The 16,884-nt window shown below is 71.0% G+C and carries 20 protein-coding genes and 1 riboswitch; of the genes, 6 read left to right on the plus strand and 14 right to left on the minus strand.

The window, feature by feature from the left end:
• Positions 1 to 86: 86 nt before the first annotated feature.
• Genes lgt through hisI form a run of 9 tightly spaced genes read right to left on the minus strand, consistent with a single transcriptional unit; the run spans position 87 to position 7,553 of the window.
• Complete coding sequence (lgt, locus tag ACR9E9_RS11815; RefSeq protein ID WP_435203643.1) at positions 87 to 962, minus strand: prolipoprotein diacylglyceryl transferase; 876 nt, start codon at positions 960 to 962, stop codon at positions 87 to 89.
• Positions 962 to 1,726: a DsbA family protein gene (locus ACR9E9_RS11820; protein ID WP_435198682.1), complete on the minus strand. Its 765-nt coding sequence runs from the start codon at positions 1,724 to 1,726 to the stop codon at positions 962 to 964. The genes lgt and ACR9E9_RS11820 overlap by 1 nt, the downstream gene beginning before the upstream one ends.
• Positions 1,723 to 2,205 carry a DoxX family protein gene (locus ACR9E9_RS11825; protein ID WP_435198683.1) on the minus strand — a complete coding sequence of 161 codons (483 nt, stop codon included), beginning with the start codon at positions 2,203 to 2,205 and terminating at the stop codon, positions 1,723 to 1,725. The genes ACR9E9_RS11820 and ACR9E9_RS11825 overlap by 4 nt, the downstream gene beginning before the upstream one ends.
• Positions 2,202 to 3,008 (minus strand): tryptophan synthase subunit alpha, encoded by an 807-nt coding sequence (trpA, locus tag ACR9E9_RS11830; RefSeq protein WP_435198684.1) that lies wholly within the window; start codon positions 3,006 to 3,008, stop codon positions 2,202 to 2,204. Before trpA ends, ACR9E9_RS11825 begins: the two co-directional genes overlap by 4 nt.
• Complete coding sequence (gene trpB, locus ACR9E9_RS11835) at positions 3,005 to 4,216, minus strand: tryptophan synthase subunit beta (protein ID WP_435198685.1); 1,212 nt, start codon at positions 4,214 to 4,216, stop codon at positions 3,005 to 3,007. Before trpB ends, trpA begins: the two co-directional genes overlap by 4 nt.
• Positions 4,213 to 5,004 (minus strand): indole-3-glycerol phosphate synthase TrpC, encoded by a 792-nt coding sequence (gene trpC / locus ACR9E9_RS11840; RefSeq protein WP_435198686.1) that lies wholly within the window; start codon positions 5,002 to 5,004, stop codon positions 4,213 to 4,215. The genes trpB and trpC overlap by 4 nt, the downstream gene beginning before the upstream one ends.
• 10 nt (positions 5,005 to 5,014) lie before the next feature.
• Positions 5,015 to 5,602, minus strand: a complete 588-nt coding sequence (locus tag ACR9E9_RS11845) for a Trp biosynthesis-associated membrane protein (RefSeq protein ID WP_435198687.1) — start codon at positions 5,600 to 5,602, stop codon at positions 5,015 to 5,017.
• Positions 5,599 to 7,173, minus strand: coding sequence for an anthranilate synthase component I (locus ACR9E9_RS11850; protein WP_435198688.1), 1,575 nt, complete (start codon positions 7,171 to 7,173; stop codon positions 5,599 to 5,601). Before ACR9E9_RS11850 ends, ACR9E9_RS11845 begins: the two co-directional genes overlap by 4 nt.
• A complete protein-coding gene (gene hisI / locus ACR9E9_RS11855; RefSeq protein ID WP_435198689.1) occupies positions 7,170 to 7,553 on the minus strand; it encodes a phosphoribosyl-AMP cyclohydrolase in 384 nt (127 codons plus the stop codon). The genes ACR9E9_RS11850 and hisI overlap by 4 nt, the downstream gene beginning before the upstream one ends.
• Before the next feature lie 131 nt (positions 7,554 to 7,684).
• Here hisI and ACR9E9_RS11860 point away from each other — a divergent pair, with 131 nt between their 5' ends.
• Positions 7,685 to 8,323 carry a TIGR03085 family metal-binding protein gene (locus tag ACR9E9_RS11860; RefSeq protein ID WP_435198690.1) on the plus strand — a complete coding sequence of 213 codons (639 nt, stop codon included), beginning with the start codon at positions 7,685 to 7,687 and terminating at the stop codon, positions 8,321 to 8,323.
• Here the strand turns inward: ACR9E9_RS11860 and hisF are convergent.
• The gene (hisF, locus tag ACR9E9_RS11865; protein ID WP_435198691.1) at positions 8,320 to 9,114 is read right to left on the minus strand and encodes an imidazole glycerol phosphate synthase subunit HisF; all 795 of its coding nucleotides are present in this window, start codon (positions 9,112 to 9,114) and stop codon (positions 8,320 to 8,322) included. The two genes, ACR9E9_RS11860 and hisF, sit on opposite strands and share 4 nt — an antisense overlap.
• A 46-nt stretch (positions 9,115 to 9,160) precedes the next feature.
• Here hisF and ACR9E9_RS11870 point away from each other — a divergent pair, with 46 nt between their 5' ends.
• From ACR9E9_RS11870 to ACR9E9_RS11890, 5 genes are all read left to right on the plus strand, one after another.
• Positions 9,161 to 9,697 (plus strand): hypothetical protein, encoded by a 537-nt coding sequence (locus tag ACR9E9_RS11870; protein WP_435198692.1) that lies wholly within the window; start codon positions 9,161 to 9,163, stop codon positions 9,695 to 9,697.
• A 9-nt stretch (positions 9,698 to 9,706) separates the two neighbouring features.
• Entirely contained in the window at positions 9,707 to 10,954 is a 1,248-nt protein-coding gene (locus ACR9E9_RS11875; protein ID WP_435198693.1) for a cation:proton antiporter, read from the plus strand.
• A 93-nt stretch (positions 10,955 to 11,047) separates the two neighbouring features.
• Positions 11,048 to 13,390 (plus strand): arylsulfatase, encoded by a 2,343-nt coding sequence (locus ACR9E9_RS11880; protein WP_435198694.1) that lies wholly within the window; start codon positions 11,048 to 11,050, stop codon positions 13,388 to 13,390.
• Positions 13,391 to 13,502: 112 nt separating this feature from the next.
• Positions 13,503 to 13,943: a DUF6325 family protein gene (locus tag ACR9E9_RS11885; protein ID WP_435198695.1), complete on the plus strand. Its 441-nt coding sequence runs from the start codon at positions 13,503 to 13,505 to the stop codon at positions 13,941 to 13,943.
• A gap of 50 nt (positions 13,944 to 13,993) precedes the next feature.
• Complete coding sequence (locus tag ACR9E9_RS11890; protein WP_435198696.1) at positions 13,994 to 14,308, plus strand: SHOCT domain-containing protein; 315 nt, start codon at positions 13,994 to 13,996, stop codon at positions 14,306 to 14,308.
• Positions 14,309 to 14,378: 70 nt separating this feature from the next.
• Here the strand turns inward: ACR9E9_RS11890 and ACR9E9_RS11895 are convergent, their stop codons facing one another.
• The 4 genes from ACR9E9_RS11895 to ACR9E9_RS11910 are packed head-to-tail and all read right to left on the minus strand — an operon-like array spanning position 14,379 to position 16,639.
• Positions 14,379 to 14,804: a PH domain-containing protein gene (locus ACR9E9_RS11895; protein WP_435198697.1), complete on the minus strand. Its 426-nt coding sequence runs from the start codon at positions 14,802 to 14,804 to the stop codon at positions 14,379 to 14,381.
• Positions 14,801 to 15,640, minus strand: coding sequence for an ATP phosphoribosyltransferase (gene hisG, locus ACR9E9_RS11900; RefSeq protein WP_435198698.1), 840 nt, complete (start codon positions 15,638 to 15,640; stop codon positions 14,801 to 14,803). The genes ACR9E9_RS11895 and hisG overlap by 4 nt, the downstream gene beginning before the upstream one ends.
• A gap of 10 nt (positions 15,641 to 15,650) precedes the next feature.
• Complete coding sequence (locus ACR9E9_RS11905) at positions 15,651 to 15,914, minus strand: phosphoribosyl-ATP diphosphatase (RefSeq protein ID WP_435198699.1); 264 nt, start codon at positions 15,912 to 15,914, stop codon at positions 15,651 to 15,653.
• Between the two features lie 11 nt (positions 15,915 to 15,925).
• A complete protein-coding gene (locus ACR9E9_RS11910; RefSeq protein ID WP_435198700.1) occupies positions 15,926 to 16,639 on the minus strand; it encodes a nicotinamide mononucleotide transporter family protein in 714 nt (237 codons plus the stop codon).
• Positions 16,640 to 16,656: 17 nt separating this feature from the next.
• Positions 16,657 to 16,785: riboswitch (FMN riboswitch) on the minus strand.
• Positions 16,786 to 16,884: the final 99 nt, after the last annotated feature.

Consider the following 16,884-nt stretch of genomic DNA (forward strand, 5'->3'; position numbering starts at 1 on the left):
CGCGGGGCGAGGCGACGGGGTGCTCATCTGGGGGACCCGCAGACAACGATGGCCACGGTTGCGCCGAAGTGTAACAGCGCTCTGTCTTATCTGGTGAGAGCGGTTGTCTCACTCGATGAGATGCCACGGTCGTCGGACGTCGTCGCCCGGCGTCCGCAGACGGTGTAGATGACCACACCCAGGACGAAGACGAGGATGCTCGTCCAGATGTTGACCCGCAGGCCGAGGATCTCGTTCGCCGCATCCGTGCGCATCGTCTCGATGACGATCCGGCCGAGGGGGTACCCGGCGACGTACAGCCCGAGCACCTGGCCCGGGGCGAGCCGGGCCCGCCGGTCGATGACGAGGATGACGATCGCCAGGACGAGGAGGAAGAGCGACTCGTAGAGGAAGGTCGGGTGGAAGGTCCCCATGACGATCGGCTCGCCCCCGGCGTCGAGGACCGCCCGGCCCGCCGCGGTGTCCCAGCGGTGGATCTGCAGCCCCCACGGCAGATCGGTCCTCTCACCGAAGATCTCGTTGTTGAACCAGTTCCCCCACCGGCCGATCGCCTGGGCCACGAGGACCCCCGGCGCGGCGGCATCGGCGAAGTCGAGGAAACGGATGCCGGTCGAGCGCAGCCCCAGCCAGGCACCGAGCGCACCGAGGGCGACGGCGCCCCAGATCCCGAGGCCGCCCTCCCAGATCTTCAGCGCATCGACGGGATGGCCGCCCTCACCGAAGTAGGGCTGGGGCGTGGTGATCACGTGATACAGCCGGCCGCCGACGATGCCGAAGGGCACCGCCCACATGGCCACGTCGAGGGCTGCACCGGCCTCTCCCCCGCGGTCACGCAGGCGCCGATCGGTGATCCAGATGGCCGTGCCGATCCCGGCGAGGATGCACAGGGCATAGGCGTGGATGGTCAGCGGACCGATCTCGATGACCGCCGTCGTGGGCGACGGGAGCGCCCCCGGCAGGATCACTGCTGCATCACCATGTCCTTCGGCACCTCACCGCTGGTGAGGACCTTCTCGAGCTTCGTGCCGGTGGCTGCTCCCAGGTCGAGCGTCGTGCCCTCGACCTTGACCGTCGGGGTGCCCTTGATCCCGGCCTTCACGGACGCGTCGTCGACCCCCTGGACGTAGTCGACGTAGGTGGTGTCGTCGGTGCACTGCTGCCACTCGTCGAGGGCGTCACCGCTCAGACCGGCGGCCTCCGCCGCCTGGGGGTACGCGCTCTCGGGGAACCCGTCCGCCGTCTCCGTCGGGGGCTGGAGTGCGAACAGGGCCTCGTGGAACTCGGTCCACTTGCCCTGGTCCGCGGCACAGATCGCGCTCGACCCAGCCACCGCGGACGACTCACCCCCGGTGTTGTTGTCGATGAGCGTCATGAGGTGCACGCGCAGCCGGATCGTGCCGTCCTCGGCGAGCTCGGTGATCGTCTGACCGGAGGACGCCTCGAACTGCTTGCACGCAGGGCAGCGGAAGTCCTCGTAGACGTCGACGACCGGGGCGTCCTTGGCCGGCTTCGCGTCGGCGTACGGCTCGATCGGCTCGCCCTGCTCCACGCCCTGCGGGAGCTCGCTGGCGCCACCGCTGGTCCGCACCGCGTTGATGCTCACGGCGGCGACGACGATGACGATGGCCAGGACCATGACGATCCCGCCGATGACGATGGCATTGGCGCCCGCCCCCGCCTTGGGTGCGGCGGCCCGTGCCTTGGCCTTGCGGTCCTGCGTGCTCACATGTGCTCCTTGTCGTCTCCGAAGAGAGCTCGGTCGAGACTGTAGGTCGTGCGCGGCCGGACCACGAGCCAGGCCCCGCACACGGCGAAGAGGAGGTCCCGGGCGATCTCACGGCCGTACTTCGTCTGGTTGGCGGCCACCTCGCCACCTCCGCCGAAGCAACCGCAGTCGATGGTCAGCCCGCGGGCCCACGCCTGCCCGATGCCGATGACGAAGGCCACCATGAGCAGCGTCCCGAGCAGCGCGTTGACGCGGGTGAAGAGTCCGAGGACGAGCAGGACGCCGATGATCACCTCGACCCACGGCAGGGCGTAGCCCACGTAGGCGGCCACCTCGAAGGGCAGCACCTCGTAGCCCTGCACGGCCCGGGCCGAGCCGCGCGGGTTCCCGAGCTTGAGCCCACCCGCGACGAGCAGGGTGATGCCCAGGGCGAGGCGGGCGAGCAGCCCGACGAGATCGAACCCGCGCCGGCGGGTCATGCCCGACCCCGCACGCCTTCCGCGAGCTGCTCGGTGAGCGCCCCCAGCGCGGCCAGACCCTCCTCGGGTCCTCGATCGAGCAGCGTGGCCACGAGGGCGGAGCCGACGATGACGCCGTCGGCGAAGGAGGCGACCTCGGCGGCCTGGGCCCGGTTGCTCACGCCCAGCCCGACACAGAGCGGCAGGTCCGTGGCCGCACGCACCCGGGTGACGAGCTCGGAGGCTCCCGTGCCGACGCTCCCGCGGGTGCCGGTCACCCCCATCGTGGAGGCCGTGTAGACGAAGCCGCTGCTCGCACCGGTGACGACCGAGATGCGCTCGGCGGTCGAGCTCGGGGCGACGAGGAAGATGCGGTCGAGGCCGTGCTTCTCGCTGGCCTCGCGCCACTCCCCCGCCTCCTCGGGGACGAGGTCGGGAGTGATCATCCCGGCTCCTCCGGAGGCGGCGAGGTCCGCGGCGTAGCGGTCGACCCCCCGACGCAGGACGAGGTTCCAGTAGGACATGACCACCGGCACCGCGCCGGCGTCCCGGACCGCTGCGGTGGCCCGGAAGACGTCGTCGACGTGGACCCCCTTCGACAGGGCCTCGGTCGCGGCACGCTGGATCACGGGTCCGTCCATGACGGGGTCGCTGTAGGGCATGCCGACCTCGACGATGTCGGCGCCGGCCTCGGCCAGGGTGCGCACGGCGTCGAGGGAGCCCTCGACGCTCGGGTACCCCACGGGCAGGTACCCGATGAGGGCGGCGCGGCCCTCGGCCCGGCAGCGGGCGAAGACCTCGTCCAGCGGGGAGGTGGCGCTCACGCCTGGCCCCCTTCGCCGCCGTCCACGAGACCGAACCACTCGGCCGCCGTGTGCATGTCCTTGTCCCCGCGCCCGGAGAGGTTCACCAGGAGCAGCGCGTCGGGGCCCAGCTCACGGCCCACGTCGAGGGTGGCCGCCAAGGCGTGGGCGGACTCGAGCGCGGGGATGATGCCCTCGGTGCGGCAGAGCAGCTCGAAGGCGTGCATCACCTGCTCGTCCGTGGCGTAGCGGTACTCCGCCCGACCGGTGTCGCGCAGGTAGGAGTGCTCCGGTCCGACGCTCGGGTAGTCCAGACCGGCGGAGACCGAGTGGGTCTCGAGCGTCTGGCCCTGCTCGTCCTGCATGAGGTAGCTCATCGCCCCGTGGAGGACCCCGGGCTCGGCGGTGGCGAAGCGCGCGGCGTGCCGACCGGACTCGATCCCCTCACCGCCGGCCTCGACGCCGATGAGTCGCACCCCCTCGTCCTGGACGAAGCGGTGGAAGATGCCCATCGCATTGGACCCACCACCGACGCAGGCGATGACGACGTCCGGCAGGCGACCCGCGGTCTCGAGGACCTGCTCGCGGGCCTCCTCACCGATGATCTTGTGGAAGTCGCGGACCATCTCGGGGAAGGGGTGCGGGCCGGTGACGGTGCCCAGGACGTAGTGCGTGTGCTCGACATTGGTCACCCAGTCGCGCATCGCCTCGTTGATCGCGTCCTTGAGCGTGGCATTCCCGTGCTCGACGGGGACGACCGTGGCGCCGAGCATGCGCATCCGGGCGACGTTGAGCGCCTGGCGCTCGATGTCGACGCTGCCCATGTAGATCGTGCAGTCCAACCCCATGAGGGCAGCCGCCGTCGCGGTGGCGACCCCGTGCTGACCGGCCCCGGTCTCGGCGATGACGCGACGCTTGCCCATGCGCGTGGTGAGCAGGGCCTGGGCGAGCACGTTGTTGATCTTGTGGCTGCCGGTGTGGTTGAGGTCCTCGCGCTTGAGGATGACCCGGGCACCGCCGGCGTGCTCGGCGAAACGCGGCACCTCGGTGATGATGCTCGGCCGACCGGTGTAGGTGCGGTGGAGCTTCGCCAGCGCCTCCGTGAACTCGGGGTCGACGGCGGCCTTGCGACGGGCCTCGTCGAGCTCCTCGAGGGCCGGGATCAGGGCCTCGGGGACGTATCGGCCACCGAAGGCGCCGAAACGCCCGGGGGTCTCCTGCTCGCTCATGAGAGTGCTCCTGCCGTGATCATTGCTCGAACGCCCTCGGCGGGGTCCCCGCCGACGACCAGGGCCTCGCCGACGAGGATCGCGTCGGCTCCGGCGCGGGCGAAGAGGTGCGCCTCCTCGGGACCCCGGACGCCCGACTCGGAGACCCGCACGCAGGTCTCCGGGATGAGCGGGGCCAGGCGCGCGAAGGTGTCGGTGTTGACCTCGAGGGTCTTGAGGTTGCGGTTGTTGACGCCGATGACGCTCGCCCCGAGGTCGACGGCGCGGGTGGCCTCCGCCTCGTCGTGGACCTCGACGAGGCAGGTCAACCCGAGGGAACCCGCGAGGGCCATGAGCGTGGCGATCTGCTCGTTCGTCAGCGCAGCGACGATGAGCAGGATGACGTCGGCGCCGTGGGCACGGGCCTCCCACACCTGGTACTCGGTGACGATGAAGTCCTTGCGCAGGACCGCGACGTCGACGGCCTCGCGGACCGTCGCCAGGTCGGTGAGGCTCCCGTTGAACCGACGCCCCTCGGTGAGCACCGAGATGATCGCGGCCCCACCGTCCTCGTAGGCACGCGCGAGGGCGGCCGGGTCGGGGATCTCGGAGAGGGCGCCCTTGCTCGGGCTCGACCGCTTGACCTCGGCGATGACCGACAGGCCCGGCCGGCGCAGGAGGGCCTCCGCGTCGCGGGGTGCGGGCATGCCCTCGCACTGGCGCTGGAGCTGCTCGAGGGGGGTCCGGGACTCGCGTCCGGCGAGGTCCTCCCGGACACCGTCGATGATCTGGTCGAGGACGCTGGGCATGTCCGACAGGCTAGTCGACGCTCGGGTCGTCCCCGCGGGTGACCCGATCCCAGTCCGAGTCCACGCGCTCCCCCCGGGAACCGCCGACCTGCGCGCCGGTCTCGCCCGTGGGGCGCTCGTACTTGCCACCCAACGCACCCCAGGTCCGGCTCCCGACGGCGGCACCCCCGGCCGCCACGAGCAGGAGCAGCGCACCGACGACCGCGATCCACGGCCAGGTCGTCGCCGACGCGCTCGCCTCGAGCTCTCCGGTGGCGCCCGACTGGGTCGCCGAGACCGCGCCGAGCACCGCGGGCGCGTCGAGCACCGCGCGCAGCGAGAGAGCGATCACCCCGCCGCTGACGGCGACGAGGGCGATGATGCAGATCCACCGCGCGATCCTCCCGGACGTGGTGGAGGCGATGGCAGCCGCGATGGCCACGAGGGCCAGGCCGGCCAGACCCGGGGCGGCCTCGGTGCCCACGGCGGCCGCCCGAACGGGTCCGGCCACCCCGTCGACGGTCCCGGTGACCCAGTCGGCTCGCCCGGAGGCCAGCAGGACGATGCCGGCCGCCACGGCCAGGAGCACGACGACGGGCTTGCGCGTCAGGAGACTCATCCGCCCACGCCCCCCGCGGCCCGCAGCGCGCGCGCCGAGGCGACGGCTGCGAGCGCGGATCCGGCCTTGTGCACCGTCTCCTCCTGCTCGAGTGCCGGGACGGAGTCGGCGACGATCCCGGCTCCGGCCTGGACGTGGGCGACCCCGTCCTTGACGAGCGCGGTGCGGATGGCGATCGCCATGTCCATGTCGCCGTGGAAGTCGAGGTACCCGACGACCCCGCCGTAGACCCCGCGACGGCTGCGTTCGTAGTTCTCGATGAGCTGGAGGGCCCGGGGCTTGGGCGCCCCCGAGAGCGTGCCGGCGGGGAAGGTGGCCACGAGCACGTCGAAGGCGCTGACCCCCTTCGCCATCTCGCCGACGAGGGTCGACTCGAGGTGGATGACGTGGCTGTAGCGCCGCAGCTTCATGAACTCGACGCACTCGACCGTCCCGGCGGCGCACACCCGCTGGAGGTCGCTGCGGCCGAGGTCGACGAGCATGACGTGCTCGGAGCGCTCCTTCGGGTCACCGAGGAGGTCCTCCTCGAGCTGGAGGTCGTCCTCCGGGGACTTCCCCCGGGGGCGCGTGCCGGCGATCGGGTGGGTGATCGCCTGGCGGCCGGTCACCTTGACCAGGGCCTCCGGGGAGGAGCCGACGACGTCGTAGGTCGACCCGTCGGGGTGCGGGAGGCGGACGAAGTACATGTACGGGCTGGGATTCGAGCGGCGCAGCGCCCGGTACACCTCGAGCCCGTCGACGGGGCACGGGATCGAGAAGCGCTGGGAGAGGACGACCTGGAAGACCTCTCCGGCGCGGATGTCCTCCTTGGCCTCCTCGACGATCTCCTCGAAGCGCTCGACCGTCACATCGCTCTCGACCTCGGTGCGCGCGGCCGCGGCGACCTCGGCGTCGATCGTCGCGACGGTGCTCTCCGCCGGGGCGGCCAGGCGCTCCTCCATCGCGTCGAGCCGGGCCACGGCATCCTGCCAGGCCTCCTCGACGCGCTCGTCCGTGTCGTCGTAGTTGATCGCGCTGGCCACGAGCAGCAGCGAGCCGTCGCTGTGGTCGAGGACGGCGACATCGGTGGCGAGGACCAGCCCGATCTCGGGGACATCGAGGACGTCGGGCAGGTCGTTGCGGACCTTTTCCCACCGGCGCACCGCGTCGTAGGAGATGGCGCCGACGAGACCGCTGGTCAGCGGCGGGAGGCCCTCGACGGGGTCGGTGGTCAGTGCCTCGAGCGTCGCGCGAAGGGCGGCGGTCGGGTCCCCGTCCGTCGGCACCCCGACCGGTGGCTCCCCGATCCAGTGCGCCTGCCCGTCCCGCTCGGTGAGAGTGGCGCGGCTCTGGGCGCCGATGATCGACCAGCGCGACCAGACACCACCGTGCTCGGCGGACTCGAGGAGGAAGGTCCCGGGAGCGCCGCCGGCGAGCTTGCGGTAGACCCCGACCGGGGTCTCGCCGTCGGCGATGAGCCGCCGGACGACGGGCACGACCCGGCGGTCGCGGGCGAGCACGCCGAAGGCATCGGCGTCGGGCCAGGTGCGCCCGTACGCGAGGTCGGGGACCTCCGTGCGGGGGGCCGTCATGCGCCCTCCCCCACGACGGCCCCGAGGTCACCGGAGTCGAAGCACGTGTGCGCGCCGGTGTGGCAGGCGGCGCCGACCTGGTCGACCCGCACGAGCAGGGCGTCGCCGTCGCAGTCGATGGCCACGGAGCGCACGTGCTGCACGTGCCCCGAGGTATCGCCCTTGCGCCAGTACTCCTGCCGGCTGCGGGACCAGAAGGTCACCCGCCCGGACGTCAACGTGCGGTGCAGGGCCTCGTCGTCCATCCAGCCGAGCATGAGCACCTCGCCGGTGTCGTGCTGCTGGAGGACGGCCGCGACGAGGCCGGCCGGGTCGCGGCGCAGACGCGCCGCGAGCTGCTCGGGCAGGGGCGAGGAGGAAGGGATGGACACCCTCGCCATTCTGCACCCCAGTCGGTCTCGAGTCGGCCACGGTCCCCCTTCGCATCGCGCGCAGTGGACCGGCCGGGTTAGCCTGCCACGTCAGGCACAGCAGACCCGCCACGCCCCAACCGACCGCCACCGGAGGTCCCATGACCCGCCACGCCCGCGTCGAACGCGCCGCTCTGTGCGACACCCTCCTCGAGGTCGGTCCCGACGCGCCGACGCTGTGTGGTGACTGGACGAGCGGCGACCTGCTCGCGCACCTCATCATCCGTGAGGGACGCCCCGACCACGCGGCAGGGATCCTCGTCCCCGGACTGGCCGGTCGCGCCGAGCAGGCCATGGCCGACCTGCGATCGACGACCGGGCACGCGGCGCTCGTCGATCGCCTGCGGCAGGGCCCTCCCCGCTGGCACCCCACACGGGTCCCGGCGGTGGACGAGAAGGTCAATCTCGTGGAGATGTTCGTCCACCACGAGGACATCCTGCGCGCGGACCTCGGTGCCCCTCGTCGCTCGGTCAGCCCGCAGATGGTCTCTGCCCTGGGGGACCGGCTCGCCCTGATGGGGCCGATGCTCTTCCGCAAGACCCGGGGAGCGACCATCGAGATCGCCACGGCGAAGCGGTGGACGCGCGTCGGCAAGGGCGACGACCCGGTCGTGCAGATCCACGGTCGCCCCGGCGAGATCATCCTCTTCGGCTTCGGCCGTCAAGCGGTCGCCGAGGTCGAGCTCGTCGGCCCGCCGGAGGCCGTGGAGACCGTGCGGACGACGAGCTACGGCTTCTAGTCCGTCCCTGCCGCGCCGCGACGTACGGGGTGTCCGGCGGCTGCCAGGGCGTCCTTCGCCTCGCCGATGGTCATCTCACCGAAGTGGAAGATGCTCGCCGCGAGCACGGCACTCGCGCCCGCCTCGACCGCTGGTGCCATGTGCGCTGCGTTTCCGGCTCCCCCGCTCGCGATGACCGGGATGCTCACCTCGGGCCGCACCACGCCGATGAGCTCGAGGTCGAAACCCGCCTTGGTCCCGTCGGCATCCATCGAGTTGAGCAGGATCTCTCCGGCGCCGAGCGCGGCCGCCCGGGCGCACCACTCCACGGCATCGATCCCGGTACCGCGGCGCCCGCCGTGGGTCGTCACCTCGAAGCCACCCACGAGGGACCCGTCCTCGCCCCGACGACGTCGCACGTCCGCGGAGAGCACGAGAACCTGCGCCCCGAAGCGGTCGGCCACCTCGCTGATGAACTCGGGTCGGGCGATCGCGGCGGTGTTGACCCCGACCTTGTCCGCGCCGCAGCGCAGCAGGCGGTCGACGTCCTCGACCGTGCGCACTCCCCCGCCGACGGTCAGCGGGATGAAGACCTCCTCGGCCGTGCGGGTCACGACGTCGTAGGTCGTCGAGCGGTCGCCGCTGCTCGCGGTGACGTCGAGGAAGGTCAGCTCGTCGGCACCCTCGCGCCCGTAGCGACGGGCGAGCTCGACGGGATCGCCCGCGTCGCGGAGGTTGCCGAAGTTGACCCCCTTGACCACCCGACCGGCGTCGACGTCGAGGCAGGGGATGACACGTACGGCAAGGGACACGCCTGCAGCCTACCGAGACGTCGCCGCCGGGCTACGCTTCGCCCCGATGTCCCCCCTTCGTCAGGTCCTCGCGCACGCGGCCCACGCACCCCCTTCGTGCGGCGTCGTCCACGTCATCGGCATCGACGGGCGGAGCGGATCCGGCAAGACCTCGCTCGCCCGGGAGGTGGCGGCGGCATGGCCGGCCGCTCTCGTCTCGATGGACTCGATCTATCCGGGCTGGGAGGGGCTCGCCGCGTCCACGGGGATGCTCGTGGAGCATGTCCTCACCCCGGTGGCCCGGGGGCGCGACGCGCTCGTCCCGACGTGGGACTGGCTCGCCTCCCGGCCGGGCCCCCTCCTGCCGCTCCCGGCGCCGGCCCGGCTCGTCGTCGAAGGGTGTGGCAGCACCGTCGGTCCCGCTGCGGCCCTCATCGGCACGCGGGTCTGGCTCGACGGACACGAGCGCGTGCGGCGGGAACGCGCCCTCGTGCGTGACGGCGAGGTCTTCGCCGCGCACTGGGACATGTGGGCGGAGCAGGAGGCGCAGGTCTTCGGTGCGGACCGGACCCGTGAGCGGGCCCACCTGGTCCTGCGGGTCTAACCTCACGGGGTGACCACCGAAGAACTCGCCCTCGAAGCGGCCCAGACGATCGGCCTGTGCCTCGCGGTCGGGGTGTTGGCCGTGATCCTCTCCGACGTGACCGCACGGTGGCTGCCCCTGCCCACCGTCGTCCTCGAGATCCTCGGGGGCATCGTCATCGGGCCGGCCGTGCTGGGCATCGCCGAGGACAATGTCATCGTCTCCTCGTTCTCGGAGCTCGGCCTGGCCGTGCTGATGTTCCTCGCCGGCTACGAGCTGCAGATGTCACGCATCGCCGGGGCGCCGCTCCGCTCGGCCTGCACCGGATGGGTCGCCTCACTGGCGATCGGACTCGCAGCGGGCATCACGCTGGTGACACTGGCCCGCCCGGAGGACGACGTCTCCAGTGGCGTCATGATCGGCCTGATCTTCACCACGACGGCTCTCGGGACCATCCTGCCCATCCTGCGCGATGCCGGCGAGCTGGACACCCGGTTCGGCAGCATCATCGTGGCCGCCGGCGCAGTGGGCGAGTTCGGCCCCATCCTCGCCATCGCGCTGCTGCTGTCCGGCCAGAGCCCGCTCCACACCATCCTGGTGCTCGTGATCTTCGCCGGGGTCGCCACGATCGCGCTGACGATGGCATCGCGACCACGATCCCCGCGGTTGGCCCGCCTGCTCAGCCACACCCTGACGACGAGCGGCCAGCTGGGTGTGCGTGTGGCCATGCTCATCGTGATCCTCCTCGCGTGGATCGCGGGGCACCTGGGCCTCGACGTCCTCCTCGGGGCCTTCATCGCGGGCCTGGTGGCCCGGCTGTTCCTCTCCGGTGCCGACGAGCACGCGCAGGAGCAGACCATCGCGCGCCTGGAGGGCGTGGGCTTCGGGTTCCTCGTCCCGATCTTCTTCGTCGTCAGTGGCATCCGGTTCGACCTCGTCTCCCTGCTGGCCGACCCCTTCGCGCTGGTCATGATCCCGCTGTCGCTCGTCGGCTTCCTCCTCATCCGTGGAGTCCCCACCTACGTCGTGCTCCGCGGGACCCTCTCCGGCAGGGAACGCGTCGGCGCGAGCATCTACACCGCGACCGCCCTCCCCCTCGTCGTGGTCATCACCACCATCGGGGTGGACAGCGGAGAGCTGACGAAGGCCACTGCCGCCGCACTCGTCGGGGCGGGGATGGTGTCCGTGCTGCTGCTGCCGCTGATCGCCACCCGCGTCCGCGGTGTCCCCGCTCCTGCGTCCGACGACACGTGGACCGGCGCCTCCGACGCGCTGTGACCCCGCACGACCCGCCGGGAGCGGGGTGACGACGCGCGGTCCGCCCGTGACGTTCACCCCCGCTCCGAGGCCGCCTCCCCTACGCTCCGACACATGGACGACGTGGTCACCTATGCACCCGGCGAGGAGTTCGCGGGCCGTATCGCCGACACGGCGGCGGAATCGACGCCTGCCTGGCCGGCGATGCCCGCTCCCCCACCGGGAGCGCCCAACGTGGTCGTGATCCTGTTCGACGACCTCGGCTTCGCCCAGCTCGGTTGCTTCGGCGGCCTCGGGGGCCGCGTGCGTACGCCGAACATCGACCGACTCGCCGAGCGCGGCGTGCGCTACCGAAACTTCCACACCACCGCGCTGTGCTCGCCCAGCCGGGCCGCGCTCCTGACCGGGCGCAACCACCACAGCGTCGGGGTCGCGACGATCATGGAGCGCGCGACCGGCTACCCCGGATACAACGGTCGGATCCCCCAGGACTGCGCCATGCTGCCCGAGGTGCTGCGCCAGCACGGGTACGCCACGATGGCGGCCGGAAAGTGGCACCTTGCCCCCGACGAGGAGGCAACTCCCGCGGGACCCTATGACCGCTGGCCGCTCGGCCAGGGTTTCGAGCGCTACTACGGCTTCCTCAGTGGCGAGACCTCCCAGTGGGAGCCCGACCTCACCGCGGACAACCACCGGGTCGACCCACCGGGACGGCCCGAGGACGGGTACCACCTGACCCCGGACCTCGTCGACCGTGCCGTCGAGTGGATCTCCGGAGTCAAGGCGGTCGCGCCGAACAAGCCCTTCTTCCTCTACTTCGCTCCCGGAGCCATGCACTCACCGCACCACGTCCCCCAGGCGTACGCCGCGGCCTATGAAGGCGTCTTCGACGACGGCTGGGACGCTGTCCGCGCGGCGACCCTGACCCGGCAGCAGGACATCGGCATCATGCCGCCGGAGGTTGAACTCTCTCCCCGCAACCCGGGGGTAACGGCCTGGACCGACCTGCCCGAGGACGAGAAGCGCCTCTTCCGTCGGCAAGCCGAGGTCTTTGCCGGTTTCCTCACCCACACCGATGAGCACGTCGGTCGCCTCCTCGACTTCATCGACGGTTCAGGACTCGGCGACGACACCCTGATCATGCTGATGAGCGACAACGGCGCCAGCGCCGAGGGCGGAGTCAACGGGCTGCTCTCCGAGATGAGCTACTTCAACGGCAGCCCCGAGGGCATCGAGGCGATGCTGGACGCCCGCGCCTCCTGGGGCTCTCCCGAGACCCACCCGCACTACGCCACCGGATGGGCGATGGCGGGCAATACCCCGAACCGCTTCTACAAGGCATTCGTCCACGAGGGCGGCACCCTCGACCCGCTCATCGTGGCCTGGCCGGGCAAGGTCGCCGACCCGGGGTCGGTGCGGACGCAGTTCCACCACGTCGTCGACATCACCCCGACACTGCTGGACGTGATCGGGATCGAGTGGCCCGAACAGGTCAAGGGGGTCGCCCAGCGCCCACTCGAGGGCACCAGCTTCCGCTACACCTTCGATGCCCCGCAGGCGCGGACGCGGAAGGAACGGCAGTACTTCGAGATGTTCGCCCACCGTGCGATCTGGGAGGACGGCTGGAAGGCGGTGGCTCTCCACTGGTCCTCCTCGGTCCTGCAGCGGCTCGGCCACATCGACCACGAACTGCACGACGGCGACTGGGACGCCGACCGGTGGGAGCTCTACCACCTCGACTCCGACCCGGCCGAGAACCATGACCTGGCCGCCGAGCACCCTGAGATCCTCGAGCGGCTGGTCGCCCTGTGGTGGGAAGAGGCGCGCCAGTACCAGGTGCTGCCGCTCGACGACTCGCTGCTCGCCCGCCTGGACGTCAAGCGGCCGTCGGTCTTCGAGCCGCGTTCGAGGTACACGTATCGCGGACGGATCCGGCTACCACGACCTGCGTCACCGGACGTGCGCGACCGCTCGCACACGATCACTGCGCGTTTCGTCGTGACCGAGGACCCCGCGGAGGGCGTGCTGGTGTCGAACGGTGGCCTCGATGGCGGCTACACCCTCTGTCTGCACGCGGGGGCGGTGCACTACGTGAACAACTTTCTCGGCCGCACACACTCCACGGTCAGCAGCGAACAGCCACTGAGGCCGGGCGAGCACACTGCCGAGGTCCGATTCGAACGCACGGGCAAGCACGCGGGGAGGGCCACGCTCAGTCTCGACGGGGCGGTCGCCGGGACGGTGGAGATCCCGGCCACCAACCCGATCGCCTATGCGGCCACAGAGGGGCTCGAGGTGGGCTCGGACAGCACCTCGCCCATCTGGCCGGCGTATGCTCCGCCGTTCACCTTCACCGGCCAGATCGTGGAGGTGACCATCGACGTTCTCGACGACGCAGCACCGCTCACCGTTGAGGAGGCCGCCGCACAGGACCGCGCCGACATGACTCGCCAGTGAACCTGCACGGGGCCGGCGGCCGGCACGATCGACCGTGACGAGTCCCGCTGCGGCGGGACCGCGCTGTGTACTCTGTCGAAAGACTCATCCTCCGACAGCGAAGGTCCCAGCCATGCCCGTTGACCTGCCTGCCGACACGATCGGTCCCGTCGACGTGGCGGTGATCCACTTCGAGGGAAACGAATTCAACGGTGAGGTGGCGCCGGCCCTGGCCGACATCCACACCAGCGGAGCCGTCCGGATCATCGACCTGGCGTTCGTGCGCAAGGACTCGGCCGGGTCGGTCGCAATCCTCGAGATGGGTGACAGCGAGGTCGCCGAAGCCTTCGACCAGGTGGAGGGTTCGCGGTTCGACCTGTTGAGCGACGCCGACCTCGAGGGGGTCGCGACCGGCCTGGAGCCGGACGCCTCGGCACTGGTCGTCGTGTGGGAGAACAGCTGGGCTGCCCGGTTGGCGTCCGCCGTCCGCGGCTCCAACGGCCGACTCGAGGCGCTGGAGCGGATCCCGCGCGAAACCGTGCTGCGAGCAGTTGCTGCACTCGACGAGGACTGAAGGAGGACACCATGCGAGGACGACGTGGACGCCCGGGTCTGATGGGCACCATGGCCCGAACGGCTGTCATCGCGGGGACGGCGACCGCGGTCTCCGGGGGCGTGCGAAATCGGCAAGCACAGGGCTTCGCGGAGCAACAGGCCGCAGCCGCCCAGCAACAGGCAGCAGCCGCCCAGCAACAGGCGATGACCGACCAGGCCGCCGCCCCCCTGCGGGCCCACCCGGCGGCAGCGGCGCCGCCCGCTCCCGCGATGTCGATCGACGACAAGATCGCCAAGATCAAGGAGTTGGGTCAGCTCAAGGACGGCGGGCTCCTGACCGAGGACGAGTTCGCTGCCGAGAAGGCGAAGCTCCTCTCTCTCTAGCCCCGGCCGTCGGGCCGTCCGAGGCCACGCCGCGCGCCTCCCGGATCCCGACGACCCGTATCAGGACGAGCTAGATCCCCACGAGGTCGGCGAGCCGCTGCGCCTCGTCGACCGAGCGTGGTCCGTCGGCTCGCTGGATCGCCATGACCGCCAGGTCCGTCCCGTCCTCGAGGTCGAGGCGAACCCAGGGCATGCCCTGGGAGAAGCGCACCGCGGTGATGTCCTCCCAGGGGACGAGCTCCCCCGAGCCGAGGTTGCGCACGTGGAGTCCCCGTGCGTCCGGTCGGGCGTGGATCGTCGCGTAGCGACTCATGAAGGCCGCGACGGCGACGCCGATGCCGGCGCAGGTGAGCCGGTCCATGATCTCGTACTGCCCGGGCAGGGTGATGGCCAGGGCGATCGCCCCGACGAGGATCGCGATCCCGATGACGATGGCCACGAGGCGTCCACGCACCGGCCGGAAGTCGGCCGCCGTCTCCCGATCCGGTGTCGTCACAACCGACACGCGGTGATCTCGGTGACGAGGATCGCGCGAGCGCCGAGGTCGTAGAGCTCGTCCATGATCCGGTTGGTCCGGCCACGCGGGACCATCGCGCGCACGGCGCACCAGCTCGCGTCGTGCAGCGTGCTCACCGTCGGGGACTCGAGCCCCGGGGTCAGCTCGACCGCCTGGGAGACCAGCTCCTCGGGGCAGTCGTAGTCGAGCAGGACGTACTCGCGTGCGGTGACGACACCGGTCAGACGCCGGTGGAGGACATCGATCCCCGCCTCGTTGGCGTCGCTGCGGCGGATGAGGACGGCCTCGCTGCGCAGGATCGGCTCGCCGAAGACCTCCAGGCCCTGCTGGCGCAGGGTGGTCCCGGTCTCGACGACGTCGGCGATGGCGTCGGCGACACCGAGGGTGATGGCCGTCTCGACGGCCCCGTCGAGACGCACGACCTCGGCGGAGACCCCCTTCGCCTCCAGGTGGCGGCGCACGAGCCCGGAGTAGGAGGTGGCCACCCGTCGCCCGTCGAGGTCTGCGGCGCTGCTCGCCTCGCCGGGTCGGCCGGCGAAGCGGAAGGTCGAGCCGCCGAAGCCCAGCTCCAGGACCTCGGTCGCGGCCGAGCCGGAGTCGAGGAGCAGGTCGCGCCCGGTGATCCCGGCATCGACCTGGCCCTTGCCGACGTAGAGGGCGACGTCCCGGGGACGCAGGTAGAAGAACTCCACGTCGTTGTCGGGGTCGGCGACGATCAGTTCCTTGGTGTCGCGTCGGACGCGGTATCCCGACTCGCGGAGCATCTCCACGGTGGGTTCGGACAGGGAGCCCTTGTTGGGCACGGCAATGCGCACGTCGGTCCTCTCAGAGGTGGGCGTAGACGTCGTCGAGGCCGAGGCCGGCGTCGATCATCAGCACCTGCAGGTGGTAGAGCAGCTGGCTGATCTCCTCGGCCAGCTCCTCCTTGCTCTGGTACTCGGCGGCCATCCAGACCTCCGCGGCCTCCTCGATGACCTTCTTGCCGATGGCATGGGTCCCGGCGTCCAGCTGCGCCACGGTTCCCGACCCCGCGGGCCGCTCGGCCACCTTGCGGGAGAGTTCGTCGAAGAGGGTTTCGAAGGTCTTCACGGGAGTCCAGCCTAGTTGGCCACGGTGGCTCGCCCGTCCACGGGTTCACCGTCCGGACGCTCGGTGCGCGAGGCGCGCAGCCAGACGACGAATCCGTAGAGCACGAAGGCCGCGTACACGGCGTAGAGCACGGCCGTCGGCAGGTAGCCGCTGTGCCACAGGAGTGGCACGCCGACGAGGTCGACGCCGATCCAGATCAACCAGAACTCGTTCCACCCGCGGGCCATGGCATAGGTCGCGAGCAGCGACCCCATGAAGATCCAGGCATCGGCCCAGAAGTACCAGCGAGGAGCGGGCCAACCGGCGCCGAGGACGGCGAAGACCTGCTGCACGACGACGACGCCCAGGGCCATGGTCACGGCGAGCCCCACGCGCTCGGCCACCGTCGCCCACCGCGGGGTGATCGCGTGCTCGCCCCCGGACGTGCGCCGGCGCTTGACCTGCCGCCAGCGCCGCCACCCGTAGAGCGAGGTGATGATGAAGAAGATCTGCCGGCCCGACTGGCCGAAGAGCGGAGCCTTGTCGTCGACACCGAGGGTGACGCCGATGTAGACGAAGAACAGGATCGCGTTGCCGACGATCCCGACCGGCCAGGCCCAGACCTTGCGGAGCATCCCCCCGACCGCCGAGGCCAGACCGAAGCCGATCCCGATGGTCTCCATCAACGAGAGCCGGTGGCCGGCGATGTCGACGCCCGCCGAGTAGATCCATTCGATGATGGACATGCGTCACCCTTGTCTGCGCGCGCCCTCTCCCATCCGGACTGTCACCGTCGGCCCCGGGATCATGCCGGAGTTCACCGTCTGCATGGGGCAGCCGGGTCGCGGGCTCTCACCGCCGGTTCGGAATCTCACCGAGTCACGAGACACGTGCCCGCTCATCTTCCTGACCGTCCGCGATCCGCGCAATCTCGCTGGCCCGTGATTCCTCCCACGCCGAGACCGGCACGTCGTCGGGCTCCGGGGCGTCA

Origin of the sequence: Janibacter sp. GS2 (genome assembly GCF_051200835.1) — a bacterium.
Taxonomy (GTDB): Bacteria; Actinomycetota; Actinomycetes; order Actinomycetales; family Dermatophilaceae; genus Janibacter.